The organism is Xanthobacter nonsaccharivorans (assembly GCF_043194755.2).
GTDB lineage: Bacteria > Pseudomonadota > Alphaproteobacteria > Rhizobiales > Xanthobacteraceae > Xanthobacter > Xanthobacter autotrophicus_G.
In genome coordinates, this window is the sequence record NZ_CM195526.1 from 2,283,176 (window position 1) to 2,307,824 (window position 24,649).

Below are 24,649 nucleotides of genomic sequence, written 5' to 3' on the forward strand. Positions count from 1 at the left end.
GGGCCTCAGCGCGCCCAGCTGGTGATGTCGGCCGCGGTGCCGCTGCCGCCCTCCTGCCCGTCCGAGCCGAGGGAAATGATTTCGTAGGGGCCGTGCTCGCTGGGGGAACGGTAGATGTAGGGCTTGCCCCAGGGGTCCGCGGGCAGGGTGCCGCCCTTCAGGTAGGGTCCGCTCCAGCTGGGGGCGCCGGCCGGGCGCTGCACCAGCGCGGCGAGGCCCTCGGCCGTCATGGGGTAGCGGCCCACGTCGAGATAATAGAGGTCGAGGGCGCTGGAGAAGCCCTGGATCTGGATGCGCGCCGTCTTCACCTTGCTGTCGCCCAGATAGCCGAGCACCCGCGGGCCCACCAGGGCGACGATGAGGCCGATGATGGTGATGACCACCAGAAGCTCCACCAGGGTGTAGCCCGCCTGCGCCCGCCGTCTGGCGTGGCGCCGGCGGAGGGAGGCGGCAAGGCTGGGCGAACAGCTTGGCGAACGCATGGAAACCCCTGTCTGATGCATGTCACTGGATGGATTGGCTGACGGACAGCAACGCCGTCATGACCGAGACGATGAGCCCGCCCACCACCACCGAGATGGTGACGATGGCGAGCGGCCCGATGATGCCCACCACCCGTGTCAGGGCGCGCTGGAGCTTGGTCTCGTAGAAATCGGCGATGCGGCCGGCGAGCATTGCGAGCTGGCCGGTCTCCTCGCCAAGGCGCAGCATGCGGATGGCCATGGGCGGCAGCACCGCGCCGGCCGCCAGCGCCTCCGACAGGCGCCCGCCGTGGCGCACCTTGTCGGCGGTCACGGCCCACACCGCCGAGCCGTCGGACACCGCCATCACCTCCACCACGATGCGCAGGGTGTTGGTGAGGGTCACGCCGTTGCCGAGGAGGATGGAGAGGTTGCGGCAGAACACGCCGGTGCGGTGGAACATGAGCATGCTCTTCAGCAGCGGCAGCTTCGCCAGCGCGTCGCGCAGCCTGCCGCGCGTCGCCGGCCGCCGCAGCACCAGCCAGCCGAGGACGGGGACGACGAGCGCGCCGGCGCCGATCTCCACCGCATGGGCCTGCATGAGGTCCGAGAGGTTGAGCAGCAGCTCCACCGAGGGGTCGAGCTTCGCCCCCATGTCCCGCAGGATGACCGAGAACTGCGGCAGCACGAACATGAGGAAGAACACCAGCACTGCCCCCGCCGCGGCGAGAATGAAGGCGGGGTATTGCAGCGCCTCGGTGAGCTTGCGCTTCAGCTCCTGCGACCGGGTGCGCTCGGCGGCGAGCAGCTCCAGGGTGCGGTCGAGGGTGCCGGAGGCCTCGCCCACCCGCACCAGCGCCACGAACACCTGCGGGAACAAGGTGGGATGGGCGGCGATGGCGTCGGCGAAGCTCTCGCCGGAGAGCACGCCGGCGCGGATCTTGCGCACCACCGCCCGCATGCGCCCCAGGTCGCCGTCGCCGGAGAGCAGCTCCAGCGCATCGTCGAGCCGGGCGCCGGCCTTCAGCAGCAGGGCGAGGTCGCGGGTGAAGACGGTGACGTCCTCCGCCTTCGGCCGGTTGAGGAAGGCGAGGTCCATCTGGAGCGGGGAGGTCTTCTCCGCCGCCGGCTTGGTCTCCACCGGCACGAGGCCGAGGAACTCGATGCGCTCGGCCACCTCGGCCGCGGAGGCCGCGGCGATGGAGCCAGTGACGAGCTCGCCCCCCTGGGTCAGCGCGCGATAATGGAAATGGGCCATGGCTCTCAGCGCACCGTGGTGACGCGGAGCACTTCCGCCGCCGAAGTGAGGCCGGCGCGGCACTTGGCGATGCCGTCGTCCAGCATGGTGGTCATGCCGGCCTTCACCGCCGCCTTGTCGAGCACGGTGGCGCCCGCCCGCTCGCCCATCAGGGCGCGGATGTCGTCATTGAGTGTCAGGATCTCGAACACCCCGAGGCGCCCGCGATAGCCCGCCCCGCTGCAGCGCTCGCATCCCACCGGCTCGTGCACGCTCTCGCCGGGGCGCAGGCCGAGGGCGGCATAGCGCGGGTCGTCGTCGATGTCGCGGCGGGTAAGGGTGCGCGGGCGCTTGCAGCGGTCGCACAGCTGGCGGACGAGGCGCTGGGCGATCACCGCCCGCAGGGTCGATTGCAGGAGGAAGCCCTCCACCCCGAGGTCGATCATGCGCGGCACGGCGGCGGCGGCGGTGTCGGTGTGGAGGGTGGTGAGCACCAGATGGCCGGTGAGGGCGGCGTGGACGGCGATGTGCGCCGTCTCCGGGTCGCGCACCTCGCCCACCATGATCACGTCCGGGTCCTGGCGCAGGAACGAGCGCAGGGCGGCGGCGAAGGTGAGGCCGATGGCAGGCTTCACCTGCGACTGGTAGACGCCGCGGATCTCGTATTCCACCGGGTCCTCGATGGTGAGGATCTTGCGCGTCGGCTCGTTGAGGATCGACAGGATGGTGGCGAGCGTGGTGGTCTTGCCCGACCCGGTGGGCCCGGTGACGACGATCATCCCGTGGGGCATGGCGAGCAGGCGCTTCAGCGTCGCGGCATCGGCGGCACCGAAGCCCAGCTTGTCCATGGTGAGCAGGCCGCGGTCCCGCGGCAGCAGGCGGATGACGGCGCTTTCCCCGTGCTGGGTGGGCATGATGGCGACGCGGATGTCCAGCTCCGTGCGCCCCACCTTCAGCCGCGCCGCGCCGTCCTGGGGCAGGCGGCGCTCGGCGATGTCCAGGCCGGCGAGGATCTTGATGCGGGAGATCACCGCCTGCGGCAGCACGCCGGCCGGCGCCGGCACCGGGCGCAGCAGGCCGTCCACCCGCATGCGCACCTCCAGCCCGGTGCGGAACGGGCCGATGTGGATGTCGCTGGCGCGCAGCTCCACCGCGCGCTCCATCAGGTCGTTCACCGCCCGCACCACCGGGGCGCCCGAGGCAAGGTCGCGCAGGCTGTCGATGTCGTCGGCGGCGCGGGCGGCGTCCGCCGCGCTGATCTCGGAAACGGCCGCCTCCTCGTCGCCGAGGCGCTCGGTGAGCGCGGTGGCGATGTCCTCGAAGGAGGCGATGGCGATGGCCACCGGTGCGCCGAGCACGATTTCCGCCGCGCGCAGGCCGGCGGCGTCCGTGGGGTCGCCCACGGCGAGGCGCGCCGTGCCGTCCGCCGCCACGTAGGGGAACACCCCCATCTCGCGCAGGAAGCGGGGGGAGAAGCGCTTGACCAGCGCCGGCGCCGCCATCAGCTGCGGCAGCCGGATGCGCTCCATGCCGAAGAAGAGCGCCACCTGGTCGGCGAAATCGCCGGCGGGCAGCTCGCTCGCCTCCCAGATGCGGCGCAGGGCATTGGCGCCGCCCGGCGCCTCCGCGCGCAGGGCCGCGGAGTCGGCATGGCCGGCCTCGGCGAGGTGCCTCAAGAAGTCGCCGGCACGATCGGCAGTCATCGGCGCTTTCCCGTCGTCGCTGGCCCGTGGTCGCAGGCCCGTGGTTGCGGGTCCGCGGTCGCTTCTGCGCGATCCTCCGCCCACGCCTCATGCATCCCGTCCGACATGCCGCCCCGCCCCGCGCCCCTTGCCGGGGGCGGGAACCGGGCGATGCCTCGGGCTGTGTTCTGGGCGCGCCACGACAGGCGCCGCGACCGACGCCCCGCTGCGGCACGGCGGGCGGTATATTTATCGCGGTCCATGAAGGTTTAGCGGCAGTTCGATGACGATCCCGCGACGCGGGGCAATACGTCCGGACGTTGAATTCCAACGCCCGTCCAACTTCCGGCAGGGCCTAATATTTGTGTCACATGATACCGTTATCTAGGCCCACCTCGCCGTTTGCCGGCGGACCTTTTCCTCGGCCTCCGGTCGAGCGGAATTCGAGACGTCAGGTGGGGTGTGGGCAGAGAACGGCGCGACTGGTCCGGATCCGTGCGGACCAGCATGAGACTTTTGGGCACGATGCTGGTCGCGGCCCTGCCGGTGGCATGCGGTGGCGTGCTGCCCGATGACACACGCCCGCCGGGCGTGTTCGACCAGGTGCGCCAGCTTGACCTGATGCCGCGCCAGACCAGCGCCGTCCCGCCGCCTGCCTCGCCCGAGGACAGCCGCGCCGCGGTGGAATATGTGGCGCCGGCCGCCGCGCCTGCGGTGGCCACCGGCAGCCTCGATGCTGCAGGGGCCGTGGCCGGCGTCGGCGGCGACGGCTACGATCTCAATTTCGACAATGCGCCGCTGCCCACCGTGGCCAAGGTGGTGCTGGGGGACATTCTCTCCCAGGCCTATGTCATCGACCCGCGGGTGCAGGGCACCATCAGCCTGTCCTCCGGCCGGCCGGTGCCGAGGTCCGAGCTGCTCTACGTGCTGGAGACGGCCCTGCGCACGTCCGGCAACGCCTTGGTGCGCGACGCCTCCGGCTACCGGATCATCCCCCTCAACGAGGCCGTGGGCACGGGCGCGACCGATTCCGCCGCCGCGCGGGCCGAGGCGGGCTACGGCCTGTCGGTGGTGCCGTTGCGCTACGTCTCGGCGCAGACGCTGCTGCCGCTGCTCGACGGCTTCGGCGTGCGCACCGGCGCGGTGCGGGTGGATCCCGGCCGCAACATCCTGCTCATCCAGGGCCCGGGGACGGAACGGCGCAGCCTCATCGACACGGTGCTGAAGTTCGATGCGGACTGGATGCGCGGCCAGTCCGTGGGCATCTATCCGGTGAAGAACAGCGCCCCGGAGCCGCTCATCGCGGAGCTGGAGAAGCTGATGGATTCCGGCGAGGGCGGCCTCAGCGCCAACCTCGTGAAGCTGCAGGCGATCAATCGGCTCAACGCCATCATGGTGATCACCGGCAAGCCCGAGATGCTGCGCACCGCCGCCACCTGGATCGCGCGCCTCGACCGGGCCGACACCACCACCGCCGTGCGCGTCTATCGCCTGCGCTACGGGGAGGCGAAGCAGATCGCCAAGGTGCTGAACGACCTGTTCCTCGGCCAGGGCTCCGCCGGCCTCGACCAGGCGTCGAGCCAGATCGCGCCGGGCTCCGGCGCCCAGGCCTCGGCGAGCGCGGACGGCGGCGGCCAGGGCCTCAGCGTGCAGCAGAAGCTGGGCGCTGCGCCCCTCAACACCGGGCAGAACGGCGGCGGCGCCAAGCCCGCGGCCTCCGAGCAGGATGCGCCGAGCCCGGCCGCGGCCGGCGGCGGCGGGGGGGCGCTGCTGTCGGGCGTGCGGATCACCGCCGACCAGGTGAACAACTCCCTGCTCATCTATGCGAGCCAGGAGAACTACCGCGTCATCGAGCGCACCATCGCCCAGCTCGACCAGCAGCAGTTGCAGGTGGCCATCGAGGCGACGGTGGCGGAGGTGACGCTGAACGACACGCTGGCCTACGGCGTGCAGTTCTACCTCACCTCCAAGGACCTGGGCCTCGGCCGCAACAACGGCTCGGCGCTCAACACCCTGTCCTCCGACATCACCGACCAGGCCATCAACCGGGTGCTGCCCGGCTTCAACCTGCTGGTGGGCCGGGAGAACCAGCCGAAGATGATCCTCGACGCCCTCCACACGGTCACCGATGTGAAGGTGCTCTCCAACCCGTCGCTGGTGGTGGTGGACAACCAGCCGGCCACCCTGCAGGTGGGCGACGAGGTGCCGGTCTCCACCGGCAGCGCCACCGTGCTCTCCTCGTCCAACACGGTAGTGAACACCATCGAGTACAAGAACACCGGCATCATCCTGCGGGTGGTGCCGCGGGTGAACGTGAACGGGCAGGTGCGCCTGGAGGTGGAGCAGGAGATCAGCAACGTCACGCAGGACACCACCACCAGCAGCTCCTCCAGCGGCTCCAGCTCCTCCACGACGCTCACGCCCACCGTCTCCCAGCGCAAGGTGAAGAGCACCATCGTCGTCACCAGCGGGCAGACGGTGCTGCTCGCCGGCCTCATCAACGAGCGCCACAACGGCAACCGCCAGGGCGTGCCGGGGCTGGACCAGATTCCCGTGGTGGGCGACGCCTTCTCCCACCGCACGGGCACCATCAAGCGGACGGAGCTCATCATCTTCATCCGCCCGCAGATCATCCGCGACGGCTTCGATGCGCACACGGTGGCGGAGGAGGTGCGCTCGAAGCTGCGCGGCTCCATCGCCGTCGCCCCCGGCGGGCCTCCAGCCCTGCCGCCCAATTTCCCGCGCAACTAGGAGCCGTCCATGGAGGCCATGCCGCTCCCCTCCCGCGCGCCGCAGCCGCATCTCGCCCGGCTGCGCGGCCATGCGGTGCCGGCGTTCGCCGCCGGCCTCGGCATCGCCGCGAGCCTTGCCACGGAAGCAGGGCCCGGCGGCATCCTGGCGGCGGGGCTGGCGGTGGCGACGGTGGCCATCGCCACCATCGATGCGCGACGCTTCCTCATCCCGGACGGGCTGAACGCGCTGGGCGTGGGGCTCGGCCTCGCCCATGCGGCGGCGCTGGCCCTGCCCGGCGAGGCCGTGCCGGCGGTGGCGCTGGCGGGACTGCGCGGGGTGGTCACCGCGCTCGCCTTCCTCGCCTTGCGCTCCGCCTATTTCCGCCTGCGCGGGCGGGAGGGGCTGGGCCTGGGCGATGTGAAGCTGGCGGCGGTGGCGGGCGTCTGGCTCGACTGGACGACCCTTCCCCTTGCCATCGACCTCGCCGCCCTCGCGGCTCTTGCGGCCATCGGCATCCGGCAGGTGGCGACGGGGCGGACGATGCGGGCGACGGGACGGCTGCCGTTCGGCCTGTTCCTCGCGCCGGCGATCTTCATCGGCTGGCTGGGCGAGCGCTGGCTCGCCGCCGGCATCTGAGGCGGGGCGGACAGATGGAGCATTATTTCCGGAACCCGGGCCGCCCCACCCGTCGCACGCTGCTGCGCGCCGGCGCCTTCGGCCTGATCGGCGTCGCGGTCCGCCCGGCGGCGGCGCGCGATCCCTTCGCGGAGGCCGCGGCGCTCTATGGCCGCAAGGATTATGTGGCCGCCGCGCAGATCATCGTGCCCCTCGCCGCTTCCGGCGACGCGCGGGCGCAGGGCCTGCTCGGCCTGATGTACGAATACGGCCAGGGCGTGCCGCAGGATTTCGCCCTCGCCGTGGAATGGTACAGCTGCGCCGCCAACCAGGGGGACGCGACGGCGCAATATCTGCTCGGCCTCATGTACGACCTGGGGCGCGGGGTACGCGTGGACGTGGTGCAGGCCCAGAAATGGCTCATCCTCGCCGCGTCGCGGGCCGGCAAGCGCGAGCGCGACGCCTATGCCCGGGTGCGGGATGCCATGGCCTCGAAGATGAGCCGGGCGCAGATCGGCGAGGCGCAGACCCTCGCGCGGGATTTCGTGCCGGTGGGGTTGCTGCCGCCGCGCTGACATCATGCCGTGCTTGCATTCCATGGGTAAAGCAACGCACCTTGCGTCACCTCATCTCCACCTCAGCTGAAGCTTGCCGCCGTCATGTTCCTGAAGATTCGCATGTTTGCCGCCGCGCGCCGGATCGCGTGGCTGTTCGCCGTCTCCGTCGTCACCGTGTCGTCGGCTGAGGCCGCGGGATGCTCCGCCTCGGCCGGGCCGTCACCGGCCCTCTCCATGCCCCGCGGCGCCCAGGCCCTGCGCGAGGGACGGGCCGTGCGCATCCTGGCCATCGGCTCGTCGAGCACGTCGGGGGTCGGCGCCTCGGCCGGCGGCAATTATCCCAGCCAGCTGGCCGGGCGCCTCGGCGAGGCCCTCGGCGAGGGCAAGGTGGAGATCACCAACGCGGGCGTGGGCGGCGAGAGCGCGCCCTCGACCCTCAGCCGCCTCAAGAGCTTCCTGGCCCAGCCGGCCGGCCCGGATCTGGTGATCTGGCAGGTGGGCACCAACGATGTGATCTTCGGCGGCAACCCCGCCTCGCTCAACGCTCTGGTTCTCGACGGGCTTGGCGCCATCCAGGCGGCCGGGGCGGCGGCCCTCGTGGTCGACCAGCAATATTTCCCCGGTATCGCCAATGTGGAGCGCTACGAGGAGTTCGTGGCAGCCGTGGACGGCGCGGCGCGGGCGCGGGGCGTGCCCCTGCTGAAGCGCTACGCCATGACCAAGGCGTGGGCGGCGCAGGACCCCCAGGGATTCCGCGCCACCCTGTCGTGGGACAGCTTCCATTCCAACGACGCCGGCTATTCCTGCCTTGCCGACCTGCTGGCGCCGCCCATCCTCTCGGCCGTGCGGGGGGCGGGCAAGCCCGCGTCGCCGCCCGCCAAGCCGGCGGCGACCAAACCGGCGGCAGCGCCGGCCAAGCCCGCCCCGGACCAGCCGGCGCGCTGACCCCTTCTCACGCGGCCGGGCGCGGGGTGTTCGCCTGGAACCAGGCGCGGGCCGCCGCCACGTCGGCCGGCGTCAGGCCGTGTCCGCCGGATAGCACCTTGTGCTCCACCTGGCCGCCGCGCCGGGTGAGCTCATCGGCGAGCCGCTCCGCATTGCCGCGGGGCACGATGGGATCCGCGGCGCCGGAGAGGATGAGCACCGGCGTGCCCGGCAGCGTTCCCGCCGGAGGGGCGGCCAGCGGCACCATGGCCCGCAGCAGGATGGCGCCGGAGAGCGCCTCCGGCCGCAGCATCAGCAGCGCGGCGGCGATGTTCGCGCCGTTGGAGAAGCCCACCGCCACCGGGGCGGGAAGGCCGTAAGCGGCCCGCGCCTCGGCGATGAAGTCGGCCAGCTCGTTGGCCCGGCGCACCACGTCCTGTTCGTCGAACACGCCTTCGGCAAGGCGGCGGAAGAAGCGTGGCATGCCGCCTTCACTCACCTTCCCGCGCGGGGAGAGGAGGGCGGCCCCGGGGGCCAGCATGCGGCCGATGGGCAGGAGGTCGTTCTCATCCCCGCCGGTGCCGTGCAGCAGCAGCAGCGGGGGGGCCGCCGGATCGGTGGCCGGGACGAAGCGATGGGTGAAGGCGAGCGCAGCCGCGCCCGCCACAGAGGCAGGGGCAGACATTTCAGATCTCCTGAAGAAGGCCCCGGCCGCGGGTGCGGCCGGGGGAATATTCCAACGGCCCGCGAGCCTCACTCACGGGCACCTGGTCGAGCCCGAGCGGCCCTTGGGCGTGCCCCCGGCTTCGGTCGGCGACCGGGGCCGGGGGACTGGGGGTCAGGCGACGGCGGGCAGCACCGCCTCGATCTCGGCCCGGTGCGGCTCGTACTGGGCCGGCAGCTTCAGCGCCTCGCCCAGATGCTCGGGCGCCTCGTCCACCGCGAAGCCGGGATCGTCGGTGGCGATCTCGAACAGCACGCCGCCGGGCTCGCGGAAGTAGACCGAGCGGAAGTAGTTGCGGTCCCGCTGCTCGGTCACGCGCATGCCGTGCCGGGTGACGAGGCGCTCCACCATCGCCGCCTGCTCGGCGTCGTCCGCCGCCCGGAAGGCGATGTGGTGGACGCTGCCCCGGCCCTGCCGGCCGGAGAGGAAACCACCGGCTTCCCTGATATCCACAAAGGTGCCGAAGCTTCCGCCGGACGCCGCGTAGCGGATGCGGGTGCCCTCGCGGCCGATCTCGGTGAAGCCGAACACGTCGGTGAGGATGGCGGCGGTGGCGCCGGCCTCCTTCAGCAGCAGCGTGACGGAATGCATGCCGCGGATGGCATGCTCTTCCGGCACCTCTCCGCCGGCCCAGGCGGCCTCGGATTCGATGCCCGGCACGCCGATGAGGGCGATCCGCATGCCGTCAGGATCCTTGAAGGACAACACGGTTGCGCCGAAGCGCTTCTCCGGCAGGTCCGGCGACAGGCCCAGGGAGACGAGCCGCTCGGTCCAGTAGGCGACGGACGCCTCCGGGATGCGGAAGGCCGTCTCCTGCGTCTCGCCCACGCCGGCGCGGCCGGTGCCCGCCTGCTCCCAGGGGAAGAAGGTGAGGATGCTGCCGGGGCTGCCGGCGGCATCGCCGAAATAGAAGTGGTAGGTGCCGGGGTCGTCGAAGTTCACCGTCTTCTTCACCAGCCGGAGCCCGAGGGTGCGGGTGTAGAAGGCAAGGTTCCGCGCAGCCGGGCCGGCGATGGCAGTGACGTGATGAAGGCCGTTGCTGGTCATCTCTGGATCCTCCTCGCCGGGGTGGTGACCGGCGTTGAGGTGAATTTAGGCAAGCAAACTGGAACTTGAAGTCCAAGTTTATTGCGTTAGTGCAAGCCAGAAATGCGCCTGCGTTTGTCCTGCCGGCGGGTGTGTTTTTTTCTTGAGCAGGAAAACCGCCGAGCGGTAGCGAGGTGGCGCACGAATGAAAATCCTGTGGCAAAAATGCTCTTAAGGTCAGGAAATATTCAGCATTCCGACGCTTTCCCAACGGAAGCGGATGCATTTTCCTTCGGTGAGATGTTAAGGAGGCCTTAAGGGCAAGGGGCGGGGCCTTGCCAGCAAACGCCGGAACATCAGGCATGCTGGTAAAGCGAGACATTTCTTCTTCATTCAACGCGGACCGCCGGGCGCGACAGGCGCTGCGGGTGGGATGGCGCGCGCTGCTGCTTGCAGGTGCGCTCGCGCTGTCGGGCGTCGGCGGCGCACAGGCGGCCGAGGCCACGGCGCTTGCCGATAGCGACGCGGAATTCAACGCACTTTTCCAGCAGTCCCTGAAGCGGCCTGCGGACGTGGACCTCGCCTTTCGCCTCGCCCGCCGGGCCATCGAGGTGGGAGATTACGAGGCGGCCATCGGCGTCTACGAGCGCATCCTCTTCTACGATCCGAAGCTGGTGCGGGTGAAGCTGGAGCTGGGGCGGCTCTACTACCGGCTCGGCGCCTATGAATCCGCCCGCGCCTACTTCCAGCCCATCTCCGACGCGGCGGCTCTGACGCCTGCGGAGAGGGAGAACATCGCCGCCTATCTCGTCGAGATCGACCGCCGGCTCTCGACCACCCAGTGGAGCATCTACGGACAGGTGGGCGTGCGCTACCAGTCCAATGCCAATTACGGCCCCTCCAACCGCCTGGTCATCGGCCAGGACGTGGGCGCGCTGCTGCCCCCGAGCTATGCCGCACAGGCGGACGGCAACGCCTTCGCCCTCGCCTCGATCCGCCATGTCTACGACTTCGGCAACCAGCGCGGCGATGTCTGGGAAAGCAACCTCAACCTCTATTATTCGCAGCAGTTCCAGCTGGAGCAGCTGAACCTCGGCTTCGTGGAGTTCAACACCGGACCCCGCTTCGCCCTGCTGCCGGACGCGCTGCCCGGCTCCTCCGTCCGCGCCTATGTGATCGCCGGCGGCGTGGCGCTGGGCGGGGAAGGCTATCTCGGCACCTATGGCGCCGGCGCTTCCATCTACGCGCCGTTCAGCCGCTGGTTCGGGCTGGAGCCTTTCGTGGAAATCCGCCAGCGCGACTACCAGAACACGGCCGATTATCCTACCGCCGGCTTCCAGACCGGCGAGATGTGGACCGTCGGCGCCAACGTGTTCGGCCGTGTGACCGACGACATCGGCTGGCGCGCGCGTCTTTCCTATAACGATGCGTCCGGCCAGCTGCCCTGGTATTCCTACAATACCTTCGCGGTGGACGTGGCCCTGCCCATCGAGTTCCAGGGCCTGTGGGGCGTGAAGCGCTGGGTGGCGATCCCGAGCGCAGGCTACACGCGCTACAGCTATGACGCGCCCAATCCGTTCATCTCCAAGTTCACCGCGCAGGTGGACAACCAGTATCGCGTCGGCCTCGCGCTCGACGTGCCGGTCCATGAGCAGTGGGGGCTGCTGACGCAAATCCAGTACAGCTGGTCGGACTCGACGTTGCCGAACTACGCCTTCGACAACTTCAGTGTCTCTGTCGGCCCGAACGTGCGGTTCTGAGGAGCGAAAACCCATGCCCATCAGCACCACCGCCCGGCTCCTCGCCTCCGTCGCCTCCCTCGCCATTCTGGCGGCGTCAGGCCCCGCCCTCGCCCAGCAGGGCCCGGCCGTCGGCACCGCTGCCGCCGTCAACCCGCGTTCCACCGGCTCGGCCGGCGGGGGCGCCCGTGTGCTGGAGCTCGGCGCCAGCATCATCCATCGCGAACGCATCGAGACCAGCGCCTCCGGCAGCGTGCAGGTGATGTTCGTGGACAAGACCACGCTCAACATCGGCCCCGGCTCGAGCCTGGTGATCGACGAGTTCGTCTACGACCCCAATGCCAAGACCGGCTCCATGGCCGTGTCGCTCACCAAGGGCGCAGTGCGCTTCGTGGGCGGCAACGCCAGCCATACCGGCGGGGCCGAGGTGAAGACGCCCGTCGCCACCATCGGCATCCGTGGCGGCGTGGCGGCCGTCATCCATCGGGACGGGGAGACGCAGGCCATCCTCCAGTTCGGCACCCTGACCATCGTGGGGCCGGGCGGGGAGACGGTGGTGGTGCGGCGCCCCGGCTTCATGGTCACGGTCGGCCGCGCCGGCATCGCCGGACCCTTGCGGGTGTCGCAGGCGCAGATCGACGCCATCATCGCCCAGACCCGCAGCCGCACGGGCCAGAACGGCGGCCGGCCGGACCACACACCGGACGTCACCGGGCTCGACAAGGCTGCGAGCCATCCCTGCGCTCTCCCGGTGCAGGGCCAGACGACCATGGACCTGTCCTCCGTCACCTGCCGCTATGTGAATACGGAGCTCCAGGGCGAGGCGGACACCATCGCCCAGCAGGCGGCGCAGCAGAACCAGCAGAATGTGCTCATCCCCGTCACACCGCCGCCCTATGGCTATGGCGGCGGAGGACCGGGCGGGTACGGCGGCTTCCCGGGCTTTCCGAATTTGCCGGGCCTGCCCGGTGGGCCGGGCAGCTACGGCGGCGGCGGGCTCCCGCACTTCCCCGGCTTCCCGAACCTTCCGGGCTTGCCCGGCGGTCTGCGCCAGTGACGCACGCGCCGGCGATGGCCGGCGCGTAGGCTTACCTTACATCAGTGCGCGGCAGCGCCGTGTCAGCTCGTCCAGGGGATCCATCGCGAGGGATGCCCTGTGCATGCGTCCGGCCGCGCCGGCGAGCAGCAGGGTGTCCTCGTCCGCGAGCATGTCCAGCACCTGCTCCAGGTCCGCGCGCGCGGCCGGATCGAACAGCGGGACATTGCGGCCCACGCCCGCCGCGGCAAGGGCCTCGCCGTTGAGGTAGTGCTCCACATGGACGCTGAGGGTGAATTGCGGCACCCCGGCGAGCAGCGCATCCGTGGCGACGCCGGCACTGCCCTGATGCAGCACCAGACGCGCGCGCGGAAGGACCTCGGCCATGCTGGCCGGGCGCTCGTGGACGCGGGCGCCGGTCGCCAGCAGGGGCTCGATGAAGCCCGGGCCGCCACCGGGAATGTGGATCTCCAGCTGCGGCCCAAGGGAAAGCAGGATGCGGGCGACCTCTGGCCGTGCGGCGACGTCGGGGTGGACGTAGGCGAAGATGCCGCGCGCGTCCGGCCGCTGTTCGGGAATGGGCGCCGCGAGGATGGGCCCCTCCGCTTCCCGCTCCCGGAGGTCGGCATAGGGATCGATGAGGGGGAAGGTGCGCACGAACACGTCGTCGCCCGCGAACAGGCTCCCCATGCCCGCGATCTCCGCCATGCCCTCCGCGCGGAGGGCGGTGTTGATGGCCCCCACGACATCCGCATCGGCGTGGAGCCGGGGCGCGAAGGCGTGGAGCTCCGGCATGTCGACGAGGTGGGCCGGAGGCAGGCAATAGGCCGTCCCTGCCTGCATCACCGGGCAGACACCCTGCGCTGCCGGGGCGGCAAGGGGGGCGTAGTCACACACCATGAGGTCCGGGCGCTCGGCATGAAGGATCTCGCGCCATGCGCGCAGGACCGTGCCGACGCTTTCGGGATCCCGCAGGCCGGCGCGGGCGAGGGTGTCAGTGAGGGTCACCGAGGCGGGAATGGCATCTTCAGGGCGGGGTGGCGGAGCGGGCCAGGGCGGTGCCTGAACCAGCCGGACGCCCACCTCCACCAGAGGACGCGACAGCTCGGGGTAGCGCACCGCGGCCACCACCTCCGCTCCGCCTTCCATGAGCCGGACGGCGAGCCGGGCAAGCTGCGTCGTATGCCCGAAGCCGGCACCCTGCTCCCAGGCCAGCAGCACACGCCGCTTTCCCATCACGCCTCCTCATCGGCTGAGCTTCGTTGCGTTTCGGATGGCGGACCCATCGCGGCTTGTCCAGCATCGGCGCATCGTTGCCGAGCACAATGCTCATAAAATGATCGAACTGCTCGTATCATCAGCAGTTTAATATGCCTTTTGGAGAGGCAATGCCGTCGCCAGGGACGTCCCGCAACGGGTACCTCGTCGGGGCCTCGTGGCATGGCGGTTGCAGCTGCCGGAGCGACACACAGTGACCGGCCCCGCACGGAGGTTCCACCCGATGAAGCTGATGCGTTGTGTCTTCGCTGCTGTGACCCTCGCGCTGGCTGCCGTGCCGGCCCTGGCGGAAACGGATGTGAAGTTCGCTCTCGACTGGAAGTTCGAGGGGCCGTCCGCCCCTTATTTCCTGGCGCTCGACAAGGGCTACTACAAGCAGGAGGGCCTGAACGTCACCATCGATTCCGGTCCCGGATCGGTGGCGGGCATCGCCCGGGTGGCCGCGGGCACCTATCCCATCGGCTTTTTCGACATCAACTCGCTGATGAAGTTCCGTGACCAGAACCCGGACAAGAAGGTCATGGCGGTGCTCATGGTCTATGACGAGCCGCCGTTTTCCATCGTCACCCTGAAGAAGACCGGGATTTCCAAGCCGAAGGACCTGGAAGGCAAGATCCTGGGCGCGCCCGCGCCGGATGGCGCCTTCGCCCAGTGGAAGGCCTTCGTGAAGGAGAACGGCATCGACGCCGAGAAGGTGAAGGCGGAGAACGTGGGCTTCCCGGTGCGCGAGCCCATGCTGGCGGACGGCAAGGTGGATGCCATCACCGGCTTCTCCTTCTCCTCCTACTTCAACCTGCGCCAGAAGGGCGTGCCGGCGGACGATATCGCGGTGATGCTCATGTCCAAGTACGGCCTCGTGCTCTACGGCAACGCCATCATGGTGAACCCGGACTTCGCCAAGGCTCATCCGGATGTGGTGAAGGGCTTCGTGAAGGCCACCGTCAAGGGCCTCATCGACACGGCGAAGGACCCGAAGGCCGCCATCCAATCGGTGATGAAGCGCAACGAGACCGCCGACGAGGCCATCGAGCTCGCGCGCCTCGAAATGGCGCTCCGGGACAACATCGTCACCGACTGGGTGAAGGCCAACGGCATCGGCGACGTGGACCCCGCGCGGCTGGCGAAGTCCATCGACCAGGTGGCCGTCACCTACGACTTCAAGGTGAAGCCCACGGCGGCCGACGTTTTCACCGGCGAGTATCTGCCGCCGGCGGCTGACCGGAAGATGTGAGGGGCGGGCCCTCTCCATCGAGCGCCACGAGATCCCCCTCCCGCGTCCGGGGGAGGGGGACCTTTCCGCACGAGGGGTGACCTCGAACCCAAAGGCAAGCCCCCAAAGCGCCCTCGGCCCCCCTCCAGCCTTTCCCGCACGCGGGAGTGGGGGTCCATGGCGAAGGCCCCCTTCAGGCAGGCTCAACCGAAAGGCCTCTCCAGTGATCGCCCTCGATGACGTGACCCTCACCTATCCCGGTCGCACCGGCCCCGTGACGGCGCTGGCGGGCACGACGATGCATGTGGCGAAGGGCGAGTTCGCAGCGGTGGTGGGCCCCTCCGGCTGTGGCAAGTCCACGCTCATGAAGCTGGTGACGGGCCTCATCCGCCCAACGGCCGGCAGCGTCAGCGTGGAGGGGCAAAAGGTGACCGGGCCTGTGAAGGTCGCCGGAATGGCCTTCCAGCACGCCAACATGCTGCCCTGGCGCACCGTGCTTCAGAACGTGATGCTGCCGCTGGAGATCGTGGAGCCCTACCGCAGGCGCTTCTCCCGCGAGAAGGGAGCATTCCGGGACAAGGCCATGGCGCTCCTCAACGTGGTCGGCCTCGGCGCGTTCGCCGATCGCTTTCCGTGGGAGATGTCCGGCGGCATGCAGCAGCGCGCCTCGCTTTGCCGCGCGCTGATCCATGAGCCGCGCCTGCTGATGCTGGACGAGCCCTTTGCCGCGCTCGACGCCTTCACCCGCGAGGAGCTGTGGGGCGTGCTCCGCGACCTCTGGCAGAAGCTGGGCTTTACCGTGATCCTCGTGACCCACGATTTGCGCGAGGCGGGCTTCCTCGCCGACACCATCCATGTGATGAGCGCGCGCCCCGGCCGCATCGTCGAAACCCGGCGGGTGCCGTTCCCGAGGCCGCGCGCGCTCGATGTCTGCTACCTGCCGGAATTCACCGCTCTGGTGCACGAGCTGCGCAACAAGATCGCCGAAGTGCGGCAGGCGGCATGATGATAGGGCACAAGGCACAGCTTCGCGAGCAGGCGCATCCGGCTCGCGGGCGGGGTGTTGCTGATTGCTCCCGGTCGTCCTTTGATGGCCCCGCTCCGGGCCGCATGGGGAGTCGGCAAGGGTCGTGGCGCTGGTGCGCCGTCCTTGTGCGGCGACCTTCCCCGTCCGACCGGATGCAGGGAGGCCCGATGAGCGATCTTTCTCTGTCCAGATACTTCGACCGGATCGGTTACGGGGGCTCGCCCCGCCCGGACCTGCCGACCCTCACCGAGCTGCAGGAGCGGCACGTGCGCTCGATCCCCTTCGAGGGGCTCGACCCGCTGGTCGGGCGCCCGGTGGAGCTGGACCTCCCGGTGATCGAGGAAAAGCTGATCGGAAGCCGGCGCGGAGGCTATTGCTTCGAGCACAGCCTGCTCTTCAAGGCGGTGCTGGAGCAGATCGGCTTTCCGGTGACCGGGCTGACCGCCCGGGTGCGCTGGATGTCGCCCCCCGACAGTCCGCTGGGGCCACGCAACCACATGCTTCTCAGCGTCGAGGCGGAGGGCGAGGCGCGCCTCGTGGACGTGGGCTTCGGCGCCTGCCTGATCGACCAGCCGCTCCGTTTCCTGCCCGATGTAGAGCAGCGAACCGAACTTGGCACGTTCCGCCTCGCTGAGGTGGACGGCCTGTTCCATCTGGCCGCACGGCAGCCCGCCGGCTGGCGCACCATGTATGCGTTCGATCTGGCGCCACAGATCCATGCTGACTACGAGCTGGGCAACTGGCACGCATCCACCAGCCCGCAGGTGCCGTTCGTCCACATCCTGATCCTTGAGCGCCTGTCTGGCGACCACCGCCACAAGATCATCGCCGACCGCTACATCATCGAGGCCCGTGACGGGCAAATTCTGGAAGAGCAGGCGATCTCGAGCGCGGCCCAGCTCGAGCGGCTGCTCGATGACGTCTTTGGAATATCTCCGCCGATCCCGGCCGCCGAACTCTACGCGCGCGTCTCCGGCCGGGGATGAGCGTGAGCGCGGGTGCGGTCGTCGGCCTGTCCGATGCGAGGTCATGACATGAAGTTCTCGAATGAAGACCTCGCCCCCGTCTATTTCACCGTAGGCCTCTTCGTCATCTGGGAGGCAGCCTGCCGCCTGTTCAGGATCGACACCTTCATCCTGCCGGCACCCACCGAAATTTTCGCGGCCATGGCGAAATACTGGTGGCCGCTCCTGAAGAATTCGTTCGTCACGCTCTGGACGACGATGGCGGGGTTCGCCATCGCCGTAGTGTTCGGCATCGCGCTGGGCATCGTGGTGGGCTGGTCACGCACCATCTACCGCGGCCTCTATCCGGTGATGATCGGCTTCAACTCCGTGCCCAAGGTGGCGGTGGTGCCGATCCTCATCATGTGGTTCGGCATCGGCGAGATCCCGGCCATCCTCACCGCCTTCCTCATCTCCTTCTTCCCCATCGTGGTGAACGTGGCCACCGGCCTCGCCACCACCGAGCCGGAGCTGGAGGACGTGCTGCGGGCGCTGGGCGCCTCCAAGCTCGACATCATGCGCAAGGTAGGAATTCCCCGCACGGGGCCCTATCTTTTCGGGGCGTTGAAGGTGGGTATCACCCTGGCATTCGTCGGGGCGGTGGTGTCCGAGACCATCGGCGCCAACGCAGGCGTGGGGCATCTCATGGTGCAGGCGGGCTCCAATTTCCAGATGCCGCTGGTGTTCGCGGGGCTGCTCGCGCTCGCCATCGAGGGCATCCTCATGTACGCCGTCTTCGCCGCCTTCGAGCGGCGCATGGTGGCCTGGGCCTTCCGCTCCACCAACAGCGCGGGGGGCTGACGGCGTGGCCGTCACCTTCGTGTTGAACGGGGAGTGGATCGCGGAGGAGGGGGCCGCCCCCTCCATGACGGTGCTCGACTATCTGCGCACCCGCCGCCGCCTCACCGGCACCAAGGAAGGCTGCGCCGAGGGCGATTGCGGCGCCTGCACCATCGCTATCGGCCGGCCGGAGCCGAGCGGCGCGGACGCCGGGGCGATGCGCTGGCAGGCGGCCAATTCCTGCCTGATGCTGCTCTCCCAGCTTGATGGCGCGGCGGTGAAGACAGTGGAGGGGCTGGCGCAGGGCGATGCGCTCCATCCGGTCCAGCGCGTGCTGGCGGAGAGCGACGGCACCCAATGCGGCTTTTGTACCCCCGGCATCGTCATGTCGCTCTATGTGCTGCAGCAGGAACGCGCGGCAGAGGCCGGTCCCCCGGATGACGGGGACATCCACGAGGCGCTGGCCGGCAATCTCTGCCGCTGCACGGGCTATCGCCCCATCGTCGATGCCGCCCGCATCCTGTGCGCCGAGCCGCCGCCCGCCGAGCCGCAGCTTGCGGTGCCGCGCGGCGGCGCGCGGCTGGAGGCGGCGGGTGAACTGCATCTCCTGCCCCCCACCCTCGCGGAGCTGGTGCGCCTGCGTGCCGTCTATCCGGACGCCGTGCTCATCGCCGGGGCGACCGATCTCGGCCTCATCCCGGCGAAGCAGCGGCGGGGCTTCCCGCGCGCCATCTCGACCCGCCGCGTCGCGGAGCTGAAGCGTATCGAGGTGGCGGAGGACAGCCTCATCCTCGGTGCCGCCGTCACTTATGCCGAGGGGCTTGCCGCCGTGGAGGAGGCGTTTCCGGCCTTCGGCGCCCTCGTCCGGCGCATCGGTTCGCGGCAGATCCGGGCCATGGGCACGTTCGGCGGCAATCTCGCCACCGCCTCGCCCATCGGCGACACGCTGCCGGTGCTCCTCGCTCTCGATGCCGAGGTGGAGCTGGCAGGTCCGGCGGGCCTGCGGCGGATGAAGGTGGCGGATTTCATCACCGGCTACCGCAAGACGGCGCTTGCCCCCGACGAGGTGATCGCCGCGCTGCGCCTGTCTTTGCTCACGGCGGGCGAAGGCCTCTTCGCCTGGAAGCTCTCCCGGCGCTTCGACCAGGACATCTCCACGCTCCTCGGCGCGTTCCGGGTGCGGATCGCGGATGGGGTGCTCACCTCCCTCCAGGCGGCGTTCGGCGGCATGGCGGAGCGGGCGAAGCGGGCGCCGGCCCTGGAGGGAGCCCTTGTCGGCCAGCGGTGGGAGGCCCACGCGCCCACGGGCATCGAGGCAGCGCTGGCGGCCGACTTCTCGCCGGTCGGCGACCACCGCGCCAGCGCGGCCTATCGCCTGAAGGCAGCAGCCAACCTGGTGCGCCGGCTGCATCTCGCCAGCACCCGGCCCGACGTGCCTCTGACCCTGGAGGCCCTATGAGCCGCGCGGTCCATGTTCCCGCCCGCCATGAGAGCGCCAACGCGCATGTGAGCGGGCGCGCCATCTACCTCGATGACATGCCGGAGCCCCTGGGCCTGCTGCACGCGACGCTGGTGCTGAGCCCCCATGCGCATGCGCGCATCGTCTCCATCGACCTGTCCGCCGCCCGCGCCCTGCCGGGCGTGGTGGCGGTTGCGGCGGCGGATGTTCCCGGCGTCAACGATATCGCGCCCATCCGTCCGGGAGAGCCGGCTCTGGCCGAGGGCGAGGTGGAGTATGTGGGCCATCCGGTGGTGGCGGTCGCCGCGCCGACCCTCGATGCCGCCCGCGCTGCGGCGGCGCTGGTGAAGATCGAATACGAGCCGTTGCCGGCGCTGCTGGACCTTGATGCCGCCATAGCGGCCGGCGCTCGCGTCGCCCCGGACCAGACGGTCGGTCGCGGCGACGTGGCCGCGGCGCTCGACGGCGCCCCCCGGCGTGTGACGGGGGAGGTGCGCTGCGGCGGGCAGGACCATTTCTATCTGGAAGGACAGATCGCCATCGCCGTGCCGGGGGAGGACCGCGACATACAGGTCTATTCCTCCACCCAGCACCCTACCGAGGCCCAGCATGGCGTCGCCCACGTGCTGGGCCTGCCGTTCGCCGCCGTGACAGTGGAGGTGCGGCGCATGGGCGGGGCGTTCGGCGGCAAGGAGAGTCAGGCGACGATCATCGCCGCCATCGCGGCCCTTCTCGCCCACCATGCCCGCAAGCCCGTGAAGCTGCGCCTTCCCCGCGACGTGGACATGGAGGCCACCGGCAAGCGCCATCCCTTCCGCATCCGCTGGGACGCGGGGTTCGACGACGAGGGCCGCATCGCCGGTCTCGACATGGAGCTGGCGGCGGACTGCGGGAATGTGGCGGACCTCTCCACCGCCGTGGTTTCCCGCGCCCTGTGCCATGCGGACAATTGCTATTTCATCCCGGCGACACGGTTTCGCGGCGTGCTGGCGAAGACCAATACCGTCTCCAACACCGCCTTCCGGGGCTTCGGCGCACCGCAGGGCATGCTCGCCATCGAATGCGTGATGGAAAGCATCGCCCGCCATCTCCGCCGGCCCCTGGAGGCGGTGCGGGCGGCGAACTACTATGGGGAGGTGCCGCGCAACGTCACGCCCTACGGGCAGGAGGTGGAGGACAACATCATCGCCGAGACGATGGCCGTCCTCGACGCGAAAGCGGACCTTGCCGCATGGCGACGCGACATCGCGGCCTTCAATGGCGCGAGCCCGGTGATCCGGAAGGGCCTCGCCACCATGCCCATCAAGTTCGGCGTCTCCTTCAACCTCACCACGCTGAACCAGGCCGGCGCGCTGGTGCATGTCTATACGGACGGCTCCGTGCACCTGAACCACGGCGGCACGGAGATGGGGCAGGGGCTGTTCGTGAAAGTGGCGCAGGTGGTGGCGGATGCCTTCGGCATCGGGCTCGACCAAGTGCATGTCTCCGCCACGAGCACGGCCAAGGTTCCGAACACCTCTCCCACCGCAGCCTCCTCCGGCTCGGACCTCAACGGCATGGCGGCGCTTGTCGCCGCGCGCGAGATCAAGGGCCGCATGGCGGGGGCGGTCGCGGAACATTTCGGCGTGCCGGTGGAGGAGATCGCCTTCGCGGACGGGCAGGTGACGGCCGGCAACCGGAGCCTCTCCTTCGGCGAGGCGGCGAAGCTCTCCTGGCAGAAGCGCGTGCAGCTCTCTGCCGCCGGCTTCTACAAGACGCCGAAGATCCACTTCGACCTCGCGAAGTCGGAAGGGCGGCCCTTTTACTATTATACCTATGGGGCCGCGGCGGCCGAGGTGGCGGTGGATACGCTCACCGGCGCCGTGCGCGTGCTCCGCGCCGAGATCGTGCAGGATTGCGGGCGCTCCCTGAACCCGGCCATCGATCTCGGGCAGGTGGAAGGCGCCTTCGTCCAGGGCATCGGCTGGCTGACCTGCGAGGAGCTGAAATGGGACGCGGCGGGCCGCCTCGCCACCCGCGGTCCCTCCACCTACAAGATCCCCGGCTCGCGCGACGTGCCGCCGGTCCTCCGCGTGCACCTCATGGACCAGCCCAACCGGGAGGAGACGGTGCTGCGCTCCAAGGCGGTGGGGGAGCCACCGCTGATGCTGGCCATCTGCGTGTTCCTCGCCATCCGCGATGCCGTCGCGAGCCTTGAAGGGCAGGGCCCCATCCACCTCGATGCCCCAGCCTCCCCGGAGCGCGTGCTCGACGCGGTGGCCCTGCGGGCCGGCACACGCGACGTGGGCTGACGCTGCGACCGGCGCAATTCCCGTTGCCACCTCCGGCCCGGGTCGGATATGTCCCCGACGACGTGCGGGGACAGGTCGCGACCCCTGCGGGTTGGCGCGGCCGTTCGGGCTGGCGAGAAGACGAGACGCAAAGGACGAAACAGATGGCGCTTTCCAGTCTCTTCCTGTCCCTTCCTTCCTTCCGCGTTCCCGCCTTGCCGGCGCTTGCCCTTTCCCTGACCTGCGCCCTGCCGGCCGCGGCCCAGACGGCGCCCGAGCCGCCCACCGAGACCAAGTCCGTCCATGACGACTGGACCGTGCGCTGCAAGGGCCAGGATGAGAAGCGCGCTTGCGAGGCGGTGCAGACCCTCCAGCCGGCGGATGGCAAGGGCATCCTCGCCCACATTGCCGTGCGGGCGGAGAAGAGCGGCCCGGTGCGCCTCATCGTCCTCACCCCGCCCGGCGTGTGGCTGCCGTCCAACGTCAGCCTGAAGGTGCCGGGCGTGGCGGACGTTGTGCTCACCTTCAAGCGCTGCGGCCAGCATTGCGTCGCTTCCACGGAGCTGAAGCCGGAGGAGCTTTCCGCTCTGAAGGCGAGCGCGGGAACGGGTGACCTGGTGTTCGAGGACGGCTCGCGCCGCCCCGTGGTCCTGCCGCTCTCCTTCAGGGGGCTGGGCGCCGCCATGCAGGCGAGCCTGAAGGGCTGACCGGGCTTTCCACCCGGAGGACCATACGCTGCCGACGACAGGCGTCCGTCCGCCCGTATCGCGGACGGACGGGAAATAGCCGTATCGATCGCAAGTCAGCGCCCCATTCCTGAAGCTGCCACGTAGACCGGGAGCCCTCAGTTCGCCGCCGGCGGCCGAGGCGCAGACGGCGCGGCGGCGGGTGCATCCGTCACCGTGTTGAGGGGCGGCTGGGCCGCGCCGGTGCGGCTCTTCACCGATTCGATCAGCGACTGCGCCGCCCCGGACCGCTCGATGAGGCTCAGCGGGTCCGCCATGATCGTGGGCGCGTCCCACGCGCCCTTGACGCTGAACGGCAGGGCCACAGGATCAGCCGGCTTCTGGTGCTCCGCGCCGGCGTCGGCTCCCGCCGCATCGGCACCCTTGGCCGGGGAGGGCGGGACGAGGGAGGCCTGGCCGGACAGATCGAGGCTGCGCCCGGCGATGGACACCTCGCCCTCGGCCGTGACGCGGACCTGCTGTCCCTCCAGCCGCATCTCCTCGACGGTGCCGATGCCGTCCTTGACGGCGAGACTGGTTTCCAGCGTGCTGAAGGCGGTGCGCCCCCAGCGCGCGTCCTGGCCGGCAGACAGGGGCCTGCGCTCGATGCGGTGCAGCAGTTGCGCCACGTCCAACCCGGAGAGATAGCCGTCGGTGCAGGAGAGGTCCGCCGCGCCCGAGAGGGTGCGGGCAATGTCGTGTACGGAGCGTCCGCTGCCTGCCACGTCGAGCTGGATGGAGCCCGTGCCCTCGAGGCGGCGCATGCCGGCCACTTCCTCCAGGGTCCGGGAGAGGTCGAGGTCGGTGGCGTCCAGCTGAAGGCGCACCTGCGCGCCGGTGGGCGCCGCCCCGGCAGCTGCCGCCGGAGCGAGGGTGAGGGACGCCTGAATCAGCCCGCCCCAGCCCCTCGCCTCACCGAGGGCGAGCACCAGCCGCCCGTCGGCGAGCACCGCGCTGGCGGCCACGGTCGAGAGCACGCTCTGGTCGGCCACCACCTTGCTGGCCGAAAGGCGCAGGTCCAGGTTCACGCTGCGCAGGAAGGCGAGGTCGAGAGGGCTGCGGTTCCACTCCCGCCCGCCGTCGGTGGTCAGCCGCAGGCCGCCGTAGGGGGTGAGGACGATCCGCTCGGCCGCGAAGGTGCCCTGCACGGTTGGCCGCCCGCCGTCCATCTTCACCAGCAGCCCGCCATCCCCGCGGTTGCCGTCGAGATCGAGCGAGGCGTCGTCCAGCGAGACCGCGCCGTCGGCCATCTTGAGCCGGGACGAAAGGGAGAAGGGCCCGAACCCACCCCGCCCCGGCAGCTCGGTCCCCATCCAGGCGGCGAGGTCGCGCAGGGAATCCGCCTCCGCGGTGACATCGCCGTCGAGCTCCAGCCCGTCTTCCCGGGCTGCCCGCCCCTGGAAGCGCGCCTTCGCGCCTTCGGTGGACACGACGAAGCGCGCCGGCGTGGGCGTTCCCGCAAGGAAGGCCGCGGCATCGTCGAGGAACAGGTTGGAGGACACCCGCTCGTCCCGCCAGTCGAAGGCGATGGATACGGCGATGCCATGCCCCTGCTTGATCCGGTCGAGGTTGGCGTCGAGGTCGCTGACCAGCTCGCGGGTCAGCCCCTCTTCCGTGCGCCAGGCGATGGTGCCGCCGCTGATGCGCAGCTCGGGAAGGTCCTTCACCGCGAGGAGGGGCGCCACGGCCAGCGCGGGCATGAGGCCGCCGTCTGCCAGCACCAGCGTCGGCCGCTCCACGACCACCTCGGTCACCTCCACCCGGCCGGTGAGCAGATGCCAGAGGTCGAGGCGCGCCACCACGTTTTCCGCATCCAGCGACTGGCCGGAGGGCAGCGGGAAGGAGACCTTGCCGAGGTGGACGCGCGGGGAGGGGAAGACGCTGAACGAGGGCTCGTCGAGGATGACCACCGGCTGGCCGGTGGTGCCCGCAAGGGCGTGGACCGCGGCACGGCGCAGGTCCGCCGGCGAAACCATCCGCGGCGCCGCGAGCATCAGGACCAGCGCCAGGACGACGCTTGCCCCGAAGAACGCGGCGGCTGCCACCCCGGCCCGTCGAGCATTGTCCCCGAAACGCACCATCGAGTTCCAGATCGCTCCGATCGTGAAGGGCCGCACGCCTGAGCCGACGCGAGGCTCCGAAGGCCTTCAGGCCGGCCAGCG

The 24,649-nt window shown here is 70.1% G+C and carries 20 protein-coding genes; 13 read left to right on the plus strand and 7 right to left on the minus strand.

Annotated features, from left to right (window positions below):
- Positions 1 to 5: 5 nt before the first annotated feature.
- From gspG to V5F59_RS10455, 3 genes are read right to left on the minus strand one after another with little or no spacing between them, the layout of a single operon-like run.
- Entirely contained in the window at positions 6 to 482 is a 477-nt protein-coding gene (gene gspG, locus V5F59_RS10445) for a type II secretion system major pseudopilin GspG (protein ID WP_393982324.1), read from the minus strand.
- A gap of 22 nt (positions 483 to 504) precedes the next feature.
- A complete protein-coding gene (locus V5F59_RS10450; RefSeq protein WP_393982323.1) occupies positions 505 to 1,719 on the minus strand; it encodes a type II secretion system F family protein in 1,215 nt (404 codons plus the stop codon).
- A gap of 5 nt (positions 1,720 to 1,724) precedes the next feature.
- Complete coding sequence (locus V5F59_RS10455; protein WP_393982322.1) at positions 1,725 to 3,401, minus strand: GspE/PulE family protein; 1,677 nt, start codon at positions 3,399 to 3,401, stop codon at positions 1,725 to 1,727.
- A gap of 486 nt (positions 3,402 to 3,887) precedes the next feature.
- On the opposite strand from V5F59_RS10455, the gene gspD reads away from it, so the two are divergent.
- The 4 genes from gspD to V5F59_RS10475 all read left to right on the plus strand — a co-directional run bounded on the left by gspD (position 3,888) and on the right by V5F59_RS10475 (position 8,230).
- Positions 3,888 to 6,131 carry a type II secretion system secretin GspD gene (gene gspD / locus V5F59_RS10460; RefSeq protein WP_393982321.1) on the plus strand — a complete coding sequence of 748 codons (2,244 nt, stop codon included), beginning with the start codon at positions 3,888 to 3,890 and terminating at the stop codon, positions 6,129 to 6,131.
- Between the two features lie 9 nt (positions 6,132 to 6,140).
- Entirely contained in the window at positions 6,141 to 6,749 is a 609-nt protein-coding gene (locus V5F59_RS10465) for a prepilin peptidase (protein WP_393982320.1), read from the plus strand.
- Positions 6,750 to 6,763: 14 nt separating this feature from the next.
- Positions 6,764 to 7,303: a tetratricopeptide repeat protein gene (locus tag V5F59_RS10470; protein WP_393982319.1), complete on the plus strand. Its 540-nt coding sequence runs from the start codon at positions 6,764 to 6,766 to the stop codon at positions 7,301 to 7,303.
- An 84-nt stretch (positions 7,304 to 7,387) separates the two neighbouring features.
- On the plus strand, positions 7,388 to 8,230 hold the full coding sequence (locus V5F59_RS10475) for a GDSL-type esterase/lipase family protein (RefSeq protein ID WP_509211218.1): 843 nt from the start codon (positions 7,388 to 7,390) through the stop codon (positions 8,228 to 8,230).
- Positions 8,231 to 8,237: 7 nt separating this feature from the next.
- On the opposite strand, the gene V5F59_RS10480 is transcribed toward V5F59_RS10475, so the two are convergent.
- Both V5F59_RS10480 and V5F59_RS10485 read right to left on the minus strand, forming a co-directional pair.
- Positions 8,238 to 8,894: an alpha/beta hydrolase gene (locus V5F59_RS10480; protein WP_393982317.1), complete on the minus strand. Its 657-nt coding sequence runs from the start codon at positions 8,892 to 8,894 to the stop codon at positions 8,238 to 8,240.
- A 153-nt stretch (positions 8,895 to 9,047) separates the two neighbouring features.
- Positions 9,048 to 9,980, minus strand: a complete 933-nt coding sequence (locus tag V5F59_RS10485; protein WP_393982316.1) for a ring-cleaving dioxygenase — start codon at positions 9,978 to 9,980, stop codon at positions 9,048 to 9,050.
- A 341-nt stretch (positions 9,981 to 10,321) separates the two neighbouring features.
- Here V5F59_RS10485 and V5F59_RS10490 point away from each other — a divergent pair, with 341 nt between their 5' ends.
- Both V5F59_RS10490 and V5F59_RS10495 read left to right on the plus strand, forming a co-directional pair.
- On the plus strand, positions 10,322 to 11,719 hold the full coding sequence (locus tag V5F59_RS10490; RefSeq protein ID WP_393982315.1) for a tetratricopeptide repeat protein: 1,398 nt from the start codon (positions 10,322 to 10,324) through the stop codon (positions 11,717 to 11,719).
- A 13-nt stretch (positions 11,720 to 11,732) separates the two neighbouring features.
- Entirely contained in the window at positions 11,733 to 12,755 is a 1,023-nt protein-coding gene (locus V5F59_RS10495) for a FecR family protein (protein WP_393982314.1), read from the plus strand.
- Positions 12,756 to 12,791: 36 nt separating this feature from the next.
- On the opposite strand, the gene V5F59_RS10500 is transcribed toward V5F59_RS10495, so the two are convergent.
- Entirely contained in the window at positions 12,792 to 13,970 is a 1,179-nt protein-coding gene (locus tag V5F59_RS10500) for a glycosyltransferase (protein ID WP_393982313.1), read from the minus strand.
- Between the two features lie 265 nt (positions 13,971 to 14,235).
- Between V5F59_RS10500 and V5F59_RS10505 the strand changes: the two genes are divergently transcribed.
- The 7 genes from V5F59_RS10505 to V5F59_RS10535 all read left to right on the plus strand — a co-directional run bounded on the left by V5F59_RS10505 (position 14,236) and on the right by V5F59_RS10535 (position 22,469).
- Complete coding sequence (locus V5F59_RS10505) at positions 14,236 to 15,243, plus strand: ABC transporter substrate-binding protein (RefSeq protein ID WP_393982312.1); 1,008 nt, start codon at positions 14,236 to 14,238, stop codon at positions 15,241 to 15,243.
- A 202-nt stretch (positions 15,244 to 15,445) separates the two neighbouring features.
- Positions 15,446 to 16,228, plus strand: coding sequence for an ABC transporter ATP-binding protein (locus V5F59_RS10510; RefSeq protein WP_393982311.1), 783 nt, complete (start codon positions 15,446 to 15,448; stop codon positions 16,226 to 16,228).
- A gap of 188 nt (positions 16,229 to 16,416) precedes the next feature.
- The gene (locus V5F59_RS10515) at positions 16,417 to 17,235 is read left to right on the plus strand and encodes an arylamine N-acetyltransferase family protein (protein WP_393982310.1); all 819 of its coding nucleotides are present in this window, start codon (positions 16,417 to 16,419) and stop codon (positions 17,233 to 17,235) included.
- A 48-nt stretch (positions 17,236 to 17,283) separates the two neighbouring features.
- Complete coding sequence (locus V5F59_RS10520; protein ID WP_393982309.1) at positions 17,284 to 18,054, plus strand: ABC transporter permease; 771 nt, start codon at positions 17,284 to 17,286, stop codon at positions 18,052 to 18,054.
- A 4-nt stretch (positions 18,055 to 18,058) separates the two neighbouring features.
- Entirely contained in the window at positions 18,059 to 19,492 is a 1,434-nt protein-coding gene (xdhA, locus tag V5F59_RS10525) for a xanthine dehydrogenase small subunit (protein WP_393982308.1), read from the plus strand.
- Positions 19,489 to 21,783 carry a xanthine dehydrogenase molybdopterin binding subunit gene (xdhB, locus tag V5F59_RS10530; RefSeq protein WP_393982307.1) on the plus strand — a complete coding sequence of 765 codons (2,295 nt, stop codon included), beginning with the start codon at positions 19,489 to 19,491 and terminating at the stop codon, positions 21,781 to 21,783. Before xdhA ends, xdhB begins: the two co-directional genes overlap by 4 nt.
- A gap of 143 nt (positions 21,784 to 21,926) precedes the next feature.
- Positions 21,927 to 22,469, plus strand: coding sequence for an invasion associated locus B family protein (locus V5F59_RS10535; protein ID WP_393982306.1), 543 nt, complete (start codon positions 21,927 to 21,929; stop codon positions 22,467 to 22,469).
- 137 nt (positions 22,470 to 22,606) lie between these two features.
- Here V5F59_RS10535 and V5F59_RS10540 read toward each other — a convergent pair whose 3' ends face one another.
- Entirely contained in the window at positions 22,607 to 24,568 is a 1,962-nt protein-coding gene (locus V5F59_RS10540) for an AsmA family protein (protein WP_393982305.1), read from the minus strand.
- Positions 24,569 to 24,649: the final 81 nt, after the last annotated feature.